10 protein-coding genes and 1 pseudogene are annotated in these 13,843 nt (G+C 72.5%); 8 read left to right on the plus strand and 3 right to left on the minus strand.

What is annotated here, in order from left to right; genetic code table 11:
- Window positions 1-102 precede the first annotated feature (102 nt).
- Together ACQP2H_RS00940 and purB are read left to right on the plus strand one after the other, a co-directional pair.
- Window positions 103-720: a hypothetical protein gene (locus ACQP2H_RS00940; protein ID WP_363817975.1), complete on the plus strand. Its 618-nt coding sequence runs from the start codon at window positions 103-105 to the stop codon at window positions 718-720.
- Between the two features lie 181 nt (window positions 721-901).
- Entirely contained in the window at window positions 902-2,326 is a 1,425-nt protein-coding gene (purB, locus tag ACQP2H_RS00945; protein ID WP_219465572.1) for an adenylosuccinate lyase, read from the plus strand.
- 363 nt (window positions 2,327-2,689) lie between these two features.
- Here purB and ACQP2H_RS00950 read toward each other — a convergent pair whose 3' ends face one another.
- Both ACQP2H_RS00950 and ACQP2H_RS00955 read right to left on the minus strand, forming a co-directional pair.
- Window positions 2,690-3,256, minus strand: coding sequence for a YbjQ family protein (locus tag ACQP2H_RS00950; protein WP_357533335.1), 567 nt, complete (start codon window positions 3,254-3,256; stop codon window positions 2,690-2,692).
- 24 nt (window positions 3,257-3,280) lie between these two features.
- Window positions 3,281-3,964 (minus strand): S1 family peptidase, encoded by a 684-nt coding sequence (locus ACQP2H_RS00955; protein WP_433230488.1) that lies wholly within the window; start codon window positions 3,962-3,964, stop codon window positions 3,281-3,283.
- Between the two features lie 462 nt (window positions 3,965-4,426).
- On the opposite strand from ACQP2H_RS00955, the gene purS reads away from it, so the two are divergent.
- From purS to ACQP2H_RS00975, 4 genes and pseudogenes are all read left to right on the plus strand, one after another.
- Complete coding sequence (gene purS / locus ACQP2H_RS00960) at window positions 4,427-4,687, plus strand: phosphoribosylformylglycinamidine synthase subunit PurS (protein WP_208565347.1); 261 nt, start codon at window positions 4,427-4,429, stop codon at window positions 4,685-4,687.
- On the plus strand, window positions 4,684-5,367 hold the full coding sequence (gene purQ, locus ACQP2H_RS00965; RefSeq protein ID WP_219465578.1) for a phosphoribosylformylglycinamidine synthase subunit PurQ: 684 nt from the start codon (window positions 4,684-4,686) through the stop codon (window positions 5,365-5,367). Before purS ends, purQ begins: the two co-directional genes overlap by 4 nt.
- Window positions 5,368-5,437: 70 nt before the next feature.
- Window positions 5,438-7,880, plus strand: a pseudogene (purL, locus tag ACQP2H_RS00970) (phosphoribosylformylglycinamidine synthase subunit PurL); the annotation flags it as partial.
- Between the two features lie 420 nt (window positions 7,881-8,300).
- A complete protein-coding gene (locus ACQP2H_RS00975) occupies window positions 8,301-9,056 on the plus strand; it encodes a 2-phosphosulfolactate phosphatase (RefSeq protein ID WP_357532830.1) in 756 nt (251 codons plus the stop codon).
- A gap of 247 nt (window positions 9,057-9,303) precedes the next feature.
- Here the strand turns inward: ACQP2H_RS00975 and ACQP2H_RS00980 are convergent, their stop codons facing one another.
- Window positions 9,304-11,589, minus strand: coding sequence for a carboxypeptidase regulatory-like domain-containing protein (locus tag ACQP2H_RS00980; RefSeq protein ID WP_433230492.1), 2,286 nt, complete (start codon window positions 11,587-11,589; stop codon window positions 9,304-9,306).
- 180 nt (window positions 11,590-11,769) lie between these two features.
- Between ACQP2H_RS00980 and ACQP2H_RS00985 the strand changes: the two genes are divergently transcribed.
- Together ACQP2H_RS00985 and purF are read left to right on the plus strand one after the other, a co-directional pair.
- Entirely contained in the window at window positions 11,770-12,093 is a 324-nt protein-coding gene (locus tag ACQP2H_RS00985) for a sterol carrier family protein (RefSeq protein ID WP_372443957.1), read from the plus strand.
- A gap of 167 nt (window positions 12,094-12,260) precedes the next feature.
- A complete protein-coding gene (purF, locus tag ACQP2H_RS00990; protein WP_204958527.1) occupies window positions 12,261-13,796 on the plus strand; it encodes an amidophosphoribosyltransferase in 1,536 nt (511 codons plus the stop codon).
- Window positions 13,797-13,843 lie beyond the last annotated feature (47 nt).

A 13,843-nucleotide genomic window follows, 5' to 3' on the forward strand; every position in this document is an offset into this window, starting at 1 on the left:
CTGCTGAGTGTTCGCGCAGTTCGGGGCGGTGTTGTCGGGGCTTCCTACCGTGGTGTCAGCCCGCCCTGACGTCATGGTGGCGGCGCCCCGTCGAGGAGTGTCATGCCCGGTCGTGCCCTGCTGCGTACCGCTGCCGTTGCTTTTGCCGTCGTGCTCGCCGCCGGCGGTTGTGCCGCCACCACGACGGGTTCCGAGGGGTCCCCGGCGATCGGGGCGGCCGGCGGCCCGGCGGGGCCGGGCCACGCGAGGGCCGGCTCCGCCGACACCGGCACGGTCACCGACGGCGGGGCCCCGGGCGTCGCGGTCGGGGGTGCCGGCCCCACCGCCGCTCCCACCGCCAGCCCTTCGACCGGCGGTGGTGGGGACAGCGGCGGTGCCAAGTCCGGTACGAAGGCGAGCGGCCCCACCATCAGCTACTTCCGGGTCACCGACAAGCCGCGCTGCCCGGCCGGCACCACGGTCAACCCGATCGCCGGCGGCGGGGTGCTGATGGAGTGGCGGGTCGGCAACGTGACCTCGGTGGCCCTGTCGGTCGACGGCCCCGGCATCTACCGCGACGACTACCCGTCGGCCGGCAGCGAGGAGTTCACCTTTCCCTGCTCGGGCCGGGAGGGCGACATCCAGCGGCACACCTACACGTTGACGGCGCGCAACGCGCACGGCACGCAGACGAAGACCATCGTGGTCACCGCCCCGGTGCACGACATCCCGAAGGTCTGACCCGGGCCGCCGCTGATCACGCACCGACGGCAACCCCGCTGCACCGCAGGGAATACCTGGCACACGTACTCAAACGGGGGTGACCGGTCGCCGGCTTCACGCGGACACCGGGTGGCACGCGACCGCCGCCCTGGTCGGCCCGACCAGGGCGGCGGTCGTCGGGTAGGAGACAATGAGGTACGTGACGACGATCCCGAACGTGCTCGCCCACCGGTACGCCTCACCCGAACTGGTCGCCCTCTGGTCCCCGCAGGAGAAGGTACGGATGGAGCGGCGACTCTGGCTCGCCGTGCTCCGCGCCCAGCGGGACCTCGGCGTGGCGGTGCCGGACGGCGTGGTCGAGGCGTACGAGCGGGTGGTCGACCAGGTCGACCTGGCGTCGATCGCCGAGCGGGAGCGGGTCACCCGGCACGACGTGAAGGCCCGGATCGAGGAGTTCAGCGCGCTCGCCGGGCACGAGCACGTGCACAAGGGGATGACCTCCCGCGACCTCACCGAGAACGTCGAGCAGCTCCAGGTGCGTGCCTCGCTGGAGCTGATCCGGGACCGGGTGGTCGCCGCGCTGGCCCGGCTGGCCTGGCTGGCCCACGAGCACTCCGGCCTGGTGCTGACCGGCCGTTCGCACAACGTCGCCGCGCAGGCCACCACGCTGGGCAAGCGCTTCGCCTCGGCCGCGGAGGAACTGCTCATCGCGTACGAGCGGCTGGAAGACCTGATCGAGCGGTACCCGCTGCGTGGCATCAAGGGTCCGGTGGGCACCGCCGCCGACCAGCTCGACCTCTTCGACGGGGACGCGGAGAAGGTCGCCGAGCTGGAGCGTCGGGTCGCCGGTCACCTCGGTTTCGCCCGGGTGCTGGACAGCGTCGGGCAGGTCTACCCGCGTTCGCTGGACTTCGACGTGCTGTCCGCCCTGGCGCAGGTGGCTGCCGCGCCGTCGTCGCTGGCCACCACGATCCGGCTGATGGTCGGTCAGGAGCTGGCCACCGAGGGCTTCAAGCCGGGTCAGGTCGGCTCCAGCGCGATGCCGCACAAGATGAACACCCGTTCGTCGGAGCGGGTGAACGGCTTCGCGGTGATCATCCGGGGCTACCTGTCGATGGTCGGCGAGCTGGCCGGCGACCAGTGGAACGAGGGGGACGTCTCCTGCTCGGTGGTCCGCCGGGTGGCCCTGCCGGACGCTTTCTTCGCCGCCGACGGGTTGTTCCAGACCTTCCTCACCGTGCTCGACGAGTTCGGGGCGTACCCGGCGGTGATCAGCCGGGAGCTGGAGCGCTTCCTGCCCTTCCTGGCCACCACCAAGATCCTGGTCGCGGCGGTGCGCCGGGGCGTCGGCCGGGAGGTCGCCCACGAGGTGATCAAGGAACACGCGGTCGCGGTCGCCCTCGCCATGCGGGAGAAGGGCGCCCCGGAGAACGACCTGTTCGACCGGCTGGCCGCCGATTCCCGCCTCGGCCTCACCCGCAGCGAGATCGACACCCTGGTCGCCGACCCCGCCACCTTCACCGGTGCCGCCCAGGCCCAGGTGGACGCGATCACCCGCCGCATCACCGCGGTCGTCACCGCCCACCCCGAAGCCGCCACCTACTCCCCACCCCCCATCCTCTAACCCCCTCCCCCTCCCCGCCCACCCACCTTCCCCACCCGCCCTCCCCGCCTTCCCCACCCACCCACCCTCCCCGCCCGCCCTGCCCGGTGATCAAGAGCTTTGCGTCACCAACGAAGATCAACCAGCCCCAAACCTCTTGATCACGCCCCGCACGCGTGGCCGGGCATCGGCTCACCCCCGTGATCAAGAGGTTTACGTCAGCCGTGGAGATCAACCAGCCCCAAACCTCTTGATCACGCTCTCCGGGCCTGGCCAGGCGTCGGCTCTCCCCGGTGATCAAGAGGTTTGCGTCACTAATAGAGATCGAATTGGCGTAAACCTCTTGATCACCGGGGCCGAGGGGGCGGGGGCGAGGGGAGTGGGTCAGGAGTTTCGGGTGGGGGTTTCGGGGGCGGAGGTGAGGTTGGGGGCGCTCGCCGGTTCGGCGATGCCGCCGGGGGCTTCGGTGAAGCCGGGGTCGTGGGCGGTCGCGGCGGCGATGAGGGGCTGGTCGTGCGGCATCACGTCGGGGACCTTGGGTGCCACGATCACCGCGGTGCCGTAGGCGCAGATCTCCATCCACATCTCGCCGCAGTCGCGGCTGTCGAAGCGCATTCCCACCACGGCGTTCGCGCCGATGCGCAGGGCCTCCTCGCCGAGCCGGGCCACCGAGTCGGTACGCCAGCGGGTGAGGTTGTCCGGGGCCATCGGGTCGTACGCGCCGCCGCGCAGGTTCTTGACCCCCTCGCGGTACGGGTTCCGGGTCCGCGCCATCGACGACACCACTTCGCCGAGGATCTGGCGGATCTCGTAGCCGGGCAGTTGATCCGTCGTCACGACCAGCACGGTTCCGATGCTGTCAGTAGTCGCAGAGCGTCGGAGCGTGCCGTGTGTGGCTGGTCGGATGCTGCAAAACGAGGCGGCGCGGACGGCCGGCACGCGACCGGCCATCCGCACCGCGCGGGGTGGTAACCGTCAGACACCGGCCGTCGAGGTGATCCAGGCCCGGTTGTACGCGACGCTGCCGTAGTTCTGGATGCTGGACCCGTCGGCGGTGGAGGCGACGCCGACCTGCCTGCCGTCGTAGAACTGCGGGCCGCCGGAGTCGCCGCGCCACGCGTTGCCGTTGACCCGGGTGCTGCGGATCGCCTGGCCGCCGTACGCGTCGCTGGCGTTGGTGCTGGTCACCCGCACCGAGGCGGTCTTGAGCTGGCTGGACGCCCCGCAGCCGCTGTAGCAGGTCATGCCCCAGCCGTAGATGGTGTTGGTGGAGCCGACGGGCGGGTTGCTGCCGGCCAGGCTGACCGGGGTGTTGGTGACGGTGCTGGCGAGCCGCAGCAGGGCGAGGTCGTTGCGGGTGTAGGAGGCGCTGACCGTACGGGTGGTGCCGCCGGAGGCGTAGTAGACGCTGCCGACCCGGACGGACATGGCGCCGCTGACGCAGTGCCGGGCGGTGAGTACCCACTGGGCGGCGATGACGCTGCCGGAGCAGGTGAACGACCCGTTGCTGAAGACGGCGGCGGCCCAGGGGGCGGAGGAGACGGTGCTGCCGCCGATGATCGGCTGTGGGCCGGCCGGGGCGGCGGTGGCCCCGGAGGCGGCGACGAGGACACCGGCGAGGGCGGTGGTCAGCACCGCGAGCGTGGAGCGGAGGCGCATGTCGGGGGGCTCCTTCGGGTCGGGCCCGGGATCGCCGGGCCGGGTCGGCCGCCGGGGCGGGGGTGGCCCGCCGGTACGGCGACCATGCATCGACACTTGGCGATAGAGGTTAGGGGTGACCCGGCTCGTTCACAAGATTCTGATCTGGATCGGTCGATGTGACAGAGCTGACCCACGACGCGCTCGTCCCTGTTTGTCGGATACCGGTCGCAAATCTGGCGTTGGACCACGTATTGCCTGCTCAGGACGGGTGTGTGGAGGCGACGCGTCGACAATCGGCAACAAAACCGCATCAGAGCGGCAACGAACGGATCTCGGCCGCCCGTCCGGACGACCGGTAACGTCGATCACTGCCTGAACTGCGCCCGGCCGGTGCGTCCGGACCGGAATCTGCCAGGTACGCTGGCCTCGCTCGCCCGTAGTGGGCCGGCACCCAACTGCGTACACAGTCAGGAGTGCCCAGTGCCTCGCGTCGTCGTCGACGTCATGCTCAAGCCCGAGATCCTCGATCCTCAGGGCCAGGCCGTCGCAAACGCGCTGCCGCGGCTCGGCGTCAGTGACGTCGCCTCCGTCCGGATCGGCAGGCGGATCGAGATCGAGTTCACCGGCGAACCGGACCTGGACCGGGCCCGGGAGATCGCCGACAAGCTGCTCGCCAACCCTGTCATCGAGGACTTCACGGTCCGGGTCGAGGCCGACGAGACCGCGGACGCGCACTCGTGACCGCCCGGGTCGGAGTGGTGACCTTCCCCGGCTCGCTGGACGACGGGGACGCCGCCCGCGCCGTGCGGATCGCCGGCGCGGAGCCGGTCCGGCTCTGGCACGGTGACCCGGAGCTGCACGGGGTGGACGCCGTCGTCCTCCCGGGTGGCTTCTCCTACGGCGACTACCTGCGTTGCGGGGCCATCGCCCGGTTCGCCCCGGTGATGGAGACCCTGGTCGACGCCGCCCGGGGCGGCCTGCCGGTGCTCGGCATCTGCAACGGCTTCCAGATCCTCTGCGAGGCCCACCTGCTGCCCGGCGCGCTCACCCGCAACCAGCACCTGCACTTCCGCAACCGGGACCAGGTCCTCCGGGTCGAGTCGGTCGGCACCGCCTGGACGAACACCTTCCAGTCCGGCCAGGAGATCCTCATCCCGGTCAAGAACGGCGAGGGCTGCTACGTCGCGGACACCGCCACCCTCGACGCACTGGAGGCCGAGGGGCGGGTCGTCGCCCGTTACGTCGGCGGTAACCCGAACGGTTCGCAGCGGGACATCGCCGCGATCACCAACGCTGCCGGCAACGTGGTCGGCATCATGCCCCATCCGGAGCACGCGGTCGAGGCGCTCACCGGCCCCTCGCTGGACGGCCTCGGCTTCTTCACCTCCGTGCTCAAGCACCTGGTGGGGACGCCGGCGTGACGGTGCGCGGCGGGAACATCGGTCGGCTCCACCGCCCCACGGGCGGGTACGAGCGCAGCGAGGAGAGGTCATGACCACCCACCAGGACCCGGCCGTTCGGGCAGCCGCGGGCTCCGGCCCGGCGGAGCCGCACGCGGCTGTCGCGCCCCCGGCCGGCACAGCCGCAGCCGGCCGGCACAGCGGTCCGACACCGGCCATCGACTGGACGGACGGCGTGGACACCGTGCAGCGGGCCACCACCACCGGCGACGAGCTCCAGCCGTACGCCGAGCTCGGCCTGCGCGACGACGAGTACGACCGGATCCGGCACATCCTCGGCCGCCGCCCCACCCAGGCCGAGCTGGCCATGTACTCGATCATGTGGAGCGAGCACTGCTCGTACAAGTCGAGCAAGGTGCACCTGCGCCAGTTCGGCGAGAAGGCCCCGCCCAGCGACCGGCTGCTCGCCGGCATCGGGGAAAACGCGGGCGTCGTCCGGGTCTCCGACACGCTGGCCGTCACCTTCAAGGTCGAGTCGCACAACCACCCGAGCTTCGTCGAGCCCTACCAGGGCGCGGCGACCGGTGTCGGTGGCATCGTCCGGGACATCCTGGCGATGGGCGCCCGCCCGGTCGCGGTGATGGACCCGCTGCGCTTCGGTGCGGCCGACCACCCGGACACCGCCCGGGTACTGCCCGGCGTGGTGGCCGGCGTCGGCGGCTACGGCAACTGCCTCGGCCTGCCCAACATCGGCGGTGAGCTGGTCTTCGACCCCTGCTACCAGGGCAACCCGCTGCTCAACGCGCTCTGCCTGGGCGTGCTGCCGGTCGACCGGTTGCAGAAGAAGGACGCCGCCGGCCCCGGCAACATCGTGGTGCTGCTCGGCGCGAAGACCGGCCGGGACGGCATCGGCGGCGTCTCGGTGCTGGCCAGCGCCACCTTCGACGAGGGCAGCGAGCAGCGCCGCCCGTCGGTGCAGGTCGGCGACCCGTTCATCGAGAAGCTGCTGATCGAGGCGTGCCTGGAGCTGTACGACGCCGAACTGGTCGTCGGCATCCAGGATCTCGGCGGCGCGGGCCTGACCTGCGCGCTCACCGAGACCGCCGCGTCGGCCGGCACCGGGATGCGGGTCTGGCTGGAGCGGGTCCCGCTGCGCGAGCCGTCGATGGAGCCGCACGAGATCCTGGCCAGCGAGTCCCAGGAGCGGATGCTGCTGGTCGTCACCCCGGACAAGCTGGAGTCGGTGCTCAAGACCGCCGAGAAGTGGGGCGTGCTCGCCACCGCGATCGGCGAGGTCACCGCCCCCGCTCCCGACGGCCGGCCGGGCCGGCTGCTGGTCACCTGGAACGACCACGTGGTGGTCGACGTGCCGCCGGGCTCGCTGGTCGACGACGGTCCGGTCTACGCCCGCCCGATGCGGGAGCCGGCCGACCTGATCCTGCTCCAGGCCGACCGGGCCGAGACGCTGCCCCGGCCGAGCACCCCGGAGGCGCTGCGGGAGACCCTGCTGCGCATGATCGCCTCGCCGAACCTGGCCGACAAGACCTGGGTCACCGAGCAGTACGACAGGTACGTGCTGGGCAACACCGTGCTGGCCCAGCCCGAGGACTCCGGCGTGATCCGGATCGACGAGCAGAGCGGCCTCGGGGTCGCCCTCTCCGTCGACGGCAACGGCCGCTACGCCCGCCTGAACCCGTACCAGGGGACGAAGCTGGCGCTCGCCGAGGCGTACCGGAACGTGGCGGTGACCGGTGCGAAGCCGATCGCCGTGACCAACTGCCTCAACTTCGGCTCGCCGGAGGACCCGGGCGTGATGTGGCAGTTCGCCGAGGCCGTCCGTGGCCTGGCCGACGGCTGCCTGGAGCTGGGCATCCCGGTGACCGGCGGCAACGTCAGCTTCTACAACCAGACCGGTGCCGCCGCGATTCACCCGACCCCGGTGGTCGGTGTGCTCGGGGTGCTGGACAACGTGGCCGACCGGGTGCCGATGGGCTTCGTCCCGCGTACCGGCGGCGACCACGACCAGTTGTTCCTGCTGGGCGACACGCACGTGGAGCTGTCCGGCTCGGAGTGGGCCTGGGTGACGCACGAGCACCTGGGCGGGATGCCGCCGCAGGTCGACCTGGGCCGGGAGCGTCAGCTCGCCGAGCTGATGGCCGAGGCCGCCCGGGTGGGTCACCTCAGCTCCGCACACGACCTCTCCGACGGCGGTCTCGCCCAGAGCCTGGTGGAGTCCTGCCTGCGTCGGGGGGTCGGGGCCCGGATCGGGGTGCCGGAGCGCTTCGCCGACGGTTCGCTGCCGTTCGTCTTCCTCTTCAGCGAGTCCGCCGGCCGGGTGCTGGTGACCGTCCCGCGCGGGCACGAGAAGGCGTTCACCGCCCTCTGCGACGAGCGGGCCGTGCCGTGGGAGCAGATCGGCGTGACCGACCCGGCGAGCGGCGCCCTGGACGTGCACGGCCAGTTCCGGATCGGTCTGGACGAGCTGCGGGCCGCGCACACCGCGACCCTGCCCCGGCTCTTCGGCGGGCCGGAAGCGGCCCAGGTGCAGGTCGAGGCGGTCCGGACGGGCACCACCACGATCGCGCCGGCCACCGTCGGGCAGCCGGTGGACGTGCCGGACCGGCAGCAGCCGGCGGACGCGGACGACCCGGCCGGCGAGGTCGTGGCCGCCCCGACGACCGCCGCGCCGGTCTCGGGTGGCCCGGTGCCGGGTGGTCCGGAGACCGGGACCGCGCCGGACGCCTCCGCTGACTCCACGCCGGCACCGGACGCCCCGACGGGCACCGCCCCGGCGGACGCCCCCTCCGGGGCGGGCGACGCGCCGACGGCCGGTGGACAGGGCACCGACGTACCGACGGCGGGGTCCACCCCGCAGGCCGGCGCGGACGACGCCGCAGCCTCCGGGGCCGGTGACGGCGACGGGCAGCGTCCGACGCCCGACCAGCGCTGAGGCGGTGGCCTCGGTCGTCCACGCCCAGCCCGGATCGGGTGCCCGGTTCGACTGGGGGCTGACCGGGGCGGCGGAACTCGGCCGGGTCTGCGCGGCACTGGTGGTGGTGGACGTGCTGTCGTTCACCACCGCCGTCGAGGTGGCGGTGGCCCGGGGGATGCGGGTCCACCCGTTCCCCTGGGGCGAGCAGGCAGCCGACTACGCGGTGCGGGTCGGCGCGGTGGCCGCGGTGGGTCGCCGGCAGACGAGCGCGGAGCACCCGTGGTCGCTCTCCCCGGCGGCCCTGATCAGCGCACCGCTCGTCGCCGACCTGGTGCTGCCGTCACCGAACGGTTCCGCGATCAGCGCCGCCGCCAGTGCCACCGGGCGGCCGGTGGTCGCTGCCTGCCTGCGCAACGCCCGCGCCGTCGGGCATTGGCTGCTCCGCCACGGGTACGGCGGGACGGACGCACCGGTGGGGGTGGTGGCCGCGGGTGAACGCTGGCCGGACGGCACGCTGCGCCCCTCGGTGGAGGATCAGTTGGGCGCGGCCAGCGTGCTGGACGCGATCTCCGGGGTGCCCGGGGGACTCTCGGTGGAGGCGGCGGTGACGCTCGCCGCCCTGGCCAGCACCCCCGACATACCGGCGGCGGTACGCGGGTGCGTCTCCGGTCGGGAGTTGATCGAGGCGGGTTTCGCCGGTGACGTCGAGGTCGCCGTGCAACGGGACGTCTCGACCGTGGTGCCGGTGCTCCGCCAGGGTGTCTTCTCAGCCGGCTGAAGCGGCCCGGTGTCTTCTCACCCGGCTGAAGCGGCCGGTGTCTTCCCACCCGGCTGAAGCGGCCCCGGCCGGCCCGACCGGCCCGCTGCCGGTGGCTACCCCGCCGCGACCCCCGGGCCGGAGGCGGCGGTCGACCTGGGCTGTCGGGCGTTCCCGGCCTGACCGTTGGTCGCCCGGGTGTGGGTCAGCGCGACTGCGGGCCGCCCGGTGTGTCGGGCGGCCCGCAGTCGTCGGTGTCGTCGGTGGGTCAGTCGTCCAACCAGTCGAGGCGGCGTCCGCCGCGCTCCGGAGCAGCCGGCCCGTCCGGCCGGGCCCGTCCGGCCGGGGGCTGGTCGCGGCCGGCCGGGGGCTGGTCGCCGTAGTATCCACCCTGCTGCTGGTCGTAACCCTGCTGGTCGTACCCGCCGGTGCGCTGCGGCGGCGGCTCCTGACCGTATCCGCCCGGTGACTGCTCGGCACCGTAACCACCGGTCTGGCCGTACCCGCCCTGCGGGGAGCCGTAGCCGGGTTGCTGGTCGTAGCCCGGGCCCTGCTGGTCGTACCCGGTGGGCTGGTCGTAACCACCCTGGTGGGCGCCACCACGCTGCTCGTAGCCGCCGTGCTGACCGCCGCCACGAGGGTCGTAGCCGCCCTGGTGGGCACCCCCGCCCTGCTGGCCCCCGGCGGGCTGGTCGTAGCCGCTCTGGTGGCCCCCGGTGGGCTGGTCGTACCCGCCGTGCTGGCCGCCGTAGCCCTGGGCCGGACCGGAGTCGTAGCCGGCCTGCTGGCCGTAGCCGCCGCCGGGGTAACCGCCGGTCGGCTCCCCGCCGCGGCCGTAGCCGCCCTGCTCGGGCTGGCCGTAACCGGCCGCGCCGGACTGGCCGTAGGCGTCCGGCTCCGGCTGGTAGGTGCTGGTCGGGTAGGGGTCGGCCGCCGGGGCGTACGAGGTGCTGTCGCCGGTGTACCGGCCGGTGGGCTCGTCGTAGCGGTCGCCGCCGTAACCGCCGGCCTGCTCCTGCGCCGGATAGCCGGCGGCACCGGCCGTCGCGCCGTAGTCGCGACCGCCGTAGCCACCGCCCGAGGCGGGGGCGTCGCGGTAACCGCCGCCGGAGGCGGGGGCGTTGCCGTAGCCGGCGCCCGAGGCCGGGGCGTTGCCGTAGCCGGCGCCGGAGGCGGGCGCGTTGCCGTAGCCACCAGCCGGTGCGGGCGACGCACCGTAGGCACCCGCCGCGCCGGCAGCTCCTGCCGCACCGGCTGCGCCGTAGCCGCCACCGGAGGCGGGCGCGTTGCCGTAACCGCCCGGCTGGCCGTAGCCGGCCTGGCCGGCGGGCTCCTCGCCGTAGCCGCCGGCACCGGCCCAGTTGTCCTGCGGTGCGCCGTAGGGCTGCGGCGGCGCAGCGTACGGGTCCGGCGGGACGTCGTCGACGACCGGTCGTTGCAGCATCGTCGGCGCGTCGCTCAGCGCGGAACTGCCGACCATCGTCGGGTCGGGGCCGGCACCGACCCGGTTGACGACCCGGGTCTGGTCGTCGGTGCCGCGTGGGCTGCGGGGACCGGGGACGCCGCCCGCCGCTCCGGCACCGGCCGGACCGTCGCCGTCGTCGGCGTTCTTGCGGCGGATCCAGAGCAGCACGATGGTGCCGACACCGGCCGCCACCAGCAGGCCGCCGAGCAGGATGATCAGGAAGGAGCCGAATCCGCTGTCGTCGTCCTGGGACGCCGCCTGCTGCTGCCCACCGGTCGGTTCGGTGGTCTCCTCGGCGGTGGTCTCCCCGGTCGTCTCGTCCGTCGGCGTCGCCTCAGCCGTGGTCGACGGGGTGGCGCTCGGGCTCACCTCGACCTTCAGGGCCAGGCTGATCCGCTGGTTGCTCAGGCTCTGCCCGGCCCCCGCGCTGATCGGCTTGGTGGCGACGATGCCGTCCTTGCTGGCACCGAGGACCATCGAGCCGGGCGCGATCGGGTTCGCACTGGACCCGGTGATCCGGAAGTTGCCGCTGCCGTCGCTGGTGGTGTTGAACTGCTTGCCGGTGGAATCCTCCAAGCCCACCACCGCGTTGGGCACCGCGTCTCCGGTGGCCGTCACGACCACCTTGCCGGAGATCGACTTGACCGTCGGCTTGTCCTGCGGCGCGGTGGTCTGCGGCGCGGCCTTGGCCACCAGGGTCACGGTCGTGCTGGCCGAGTTCTCGGCACCGTTGGCGTCGACGGCCTTGACGGTGATGGTGGCGGAGCCGTTCGACGCGTCGTCGGCGAGGCTGAAGGTGGCGCTGGACCCGCCGCTCTGGTCGACTTTGGTGCGACCGCAACCGTCCACGCAGCGGAGCTTGCCGTTGCTGGAGGTGACAGAGACGTCGACCGGGGAGTCGTCACCCACGGTGAGCGAGTAGTTGACCCGGGTGGACTTCCCGGCCTCGACGGAGCTCGGGGACGCCGACACGTTGGTGACGCTCGGAGCGGCGAAAGCGGGTGTGGCGGGGACGGTGAGCAGGGCGCCGGCCACCAGCGCTACGACCACACCGGCCCGCTGCGTCCAGGCACGTCGGTGTGTTGACACGTCAACCGCCTTCCGGTCTGACCTCCCCGGCGGGGGCCGGGGATCATCACGGTACGAATACGCCGTCGGCAACTATGCCTTGTCTGACCGGATCGGCGCGACCCAGGGGCCAGCGTGGCATCCGAGAGTCGGGGGTCGTATCGTCCCGTCGTGTCCTCTCCGCACATTAAGTCCGCCGCGGTGCTGGCGGCGCTGACGGCGCTCGATGAGGGGCGTACGCCCGAACGACCGGTGTATCGGGAGGCGGTCCGTACCCTTCTGACCGTCCTCGCGGAGCGTGCCCCCGGCCGATCGGTGGAGGTGCGTGTCCCACCTTACGGTGCAGTTCAGTGCGTAGCGGGTCCGCGACACACGCGGGGCACCCCGCCGAACGTGGTGGAGATGGCGCCGGACACCTGGTTGGCGCTCGCTACCGGTCGGTTGTCGTGGGCGCAGGCGGTCACGGACGGTCGCGTACAGGTGAGCGGAAACCGGGCGGACCTCACCGACCATCTGCCGCTCTAGCTGCACCGTTAGGCGCGAGCGGGTGACTGGGTGGAGGGGGATCGTGACTTTCTGTATTGACTCGTGTTCGCGTACACTGTCAGGCGACGACAGTGGTCCAGGGCCGAAAGGCGCGGAGCAGCCCCCGGCTCCGCCAGGCCAGTCCAGACCAGCATGAGGGAGCGGCAGTGCCCCGAGGCGATGGCCGGCTGAGCCACGACCTTGACCCCCAGCGACCCGGCCCCCAGGACGCCTGTGGCGTCTTCGGCGTCTGGGCCCCGGGTGAAGAGGTTGCCAATCTCACCTATTTCGGTCTGTACGCCCTCCAGCACCGCGGCCAGGAGGCCGCCGGCATCGCGGTGAGCGACGGATCGGGTGTGGTGGTCTACAAGGACCTGGGTCTGGTGGCCCAGGTGTTCGACGAGCCGACGCTGAAGAGCCTGCGGGGCCATCTGGCGATCGGGCATGCGCGTTACTCCACCACCGGTGGCTCGACCTGGGAAAATGCCCAGCCGACGATCCGTTCGACCACCTCGGGCACCACGATCGCCCTGGCACACAACGGCAACCTGGTCAACACCGCCGAGTTGCAGAAGGAGGTCGCCGAGCGCGGCCTGCTCGACGACGGGGCCACCAACGACACCTCACTGGTGACCATGCTGCTGGCCAGCCGCCCCGACCTGTCGGTGGAGGCCGCCGCGCTGGAGGTGCTGCCGCAGCTGCGCGGCGCGTTCAGCTTCGTCTTCATGGACGAGTCGACCCTCTACGCGGCCCGTGACCCGCACGGCGTCCGCCCGCTGGTGCTCGGCCGGTTGGAACGCGGCTGGGTGGTGGCCAGCGAGACCGCCGCGCTGGACATCGTCGGCGCGAGCGTGGTGCGCGAGGTCGAGCCGGGTGAGCTGATCGCGATCGACGAGGAGGGGCTGCGGTCCAGCCGGTTCGCCGCGCCGGAGCCCAAGGGCTGCCTCTTCGAGTACGTCTACATCGCCCGCCCGGACGCCACCATCGCCGGCCGCAACGTGCACGCCGCCCGGGTGCAGATCGGCCGGCAACTCGCCAAGGAGCACCCGGTCGAGGCGGACCTGGTGATCCCGGTGCCCGAGTCGGGCACGCCGGCCGCAATCGGTTACGCCGAGGCGTCCGGCATCACCTACGGCGCCGGCCTGATGAAGAACCCGTACGTCGGGCGTACCTTCATCCAGCCGTCGCAGACCCTGCGTCAGCTCGGCGTACGACTCAAGCTGAACCCGCTGCGGGAGAACGTGCGGGGCAAGCGGCTGGTCGTGGTCGACGACTCGATCGTGCGCGGCAACACCCAGCGGGCGATCGTGCGGATGCTCCGCGAGGCGGGTGCGCTGGAGGTCCACGTCCGGATCTCCTCCCCGCCGGTGAACTGGCCGTGCTTCTACGGCATCGACTTCGCCACCCGGGCCGAACTGCTGGCCAACGGGCTGGACAACGAGGGCATCCGGCGGTCGATCGGCGCCGACACCCTCGGTTACGTCTCGCTCCCCGGTCTCATCGCCGCGACCGAACAACCCCGCAGCCGGCTCTGCCGGGCCTGCTTCGACGGGGAGTACCCGATCGACCTGCCGGCCGGGAACCTGATCGGCAAGCACGTGCTCGAAGGGGTGGGCCGGCGGGTCGCCGACGCCCCTGACGCTCCGGAGCACCACACACCGCTCGTCGCCACTCCGGGCGGCGCGACCGCCCACCGCCCGTAGTACACCGGGGCCGTCCGGCCACCGTCGGCGCGGCACCGAGAACCACA

Source organism: Micromonospora sp. CA-248260, assembly GCF_050942205.1.
GTDB classification, from domain to species: domain Bacteria; phylum Actinomycetota; class Actinomycetes; order Mycobacteriales; family Micromonosporaceae; genus Micromonospora; species Micromonospora antibiotica.

What these genes read in the sequence shown, in the direction of transcription:
- ACQP2H_RS00940 (WP_363817975.1), top strand. Translation starts at nt 103, where the DNA reads ATGCCCGGTCGTGCCCTGCTGCGTACCGCTGCCGTTGCTTTTGCCGTC.
- ACQP2H_RS00950 (WP_357533335.1), bottom strand. Translation starts at nt 3,256, where the DNA reads ATGGCCGGTCGCGTGCCGGCCGTCCGCGCCGCCTCGTTTTGCAGCATC.
- ACQP2H_RS00955 (WP_433230488.1), bottom strand. Translation starts at nt 3,964, where the DNA reads ATGCGCCTCCGCTCCACGCTCGCGGTGCTGACCACCGCCCTCGCCGGT.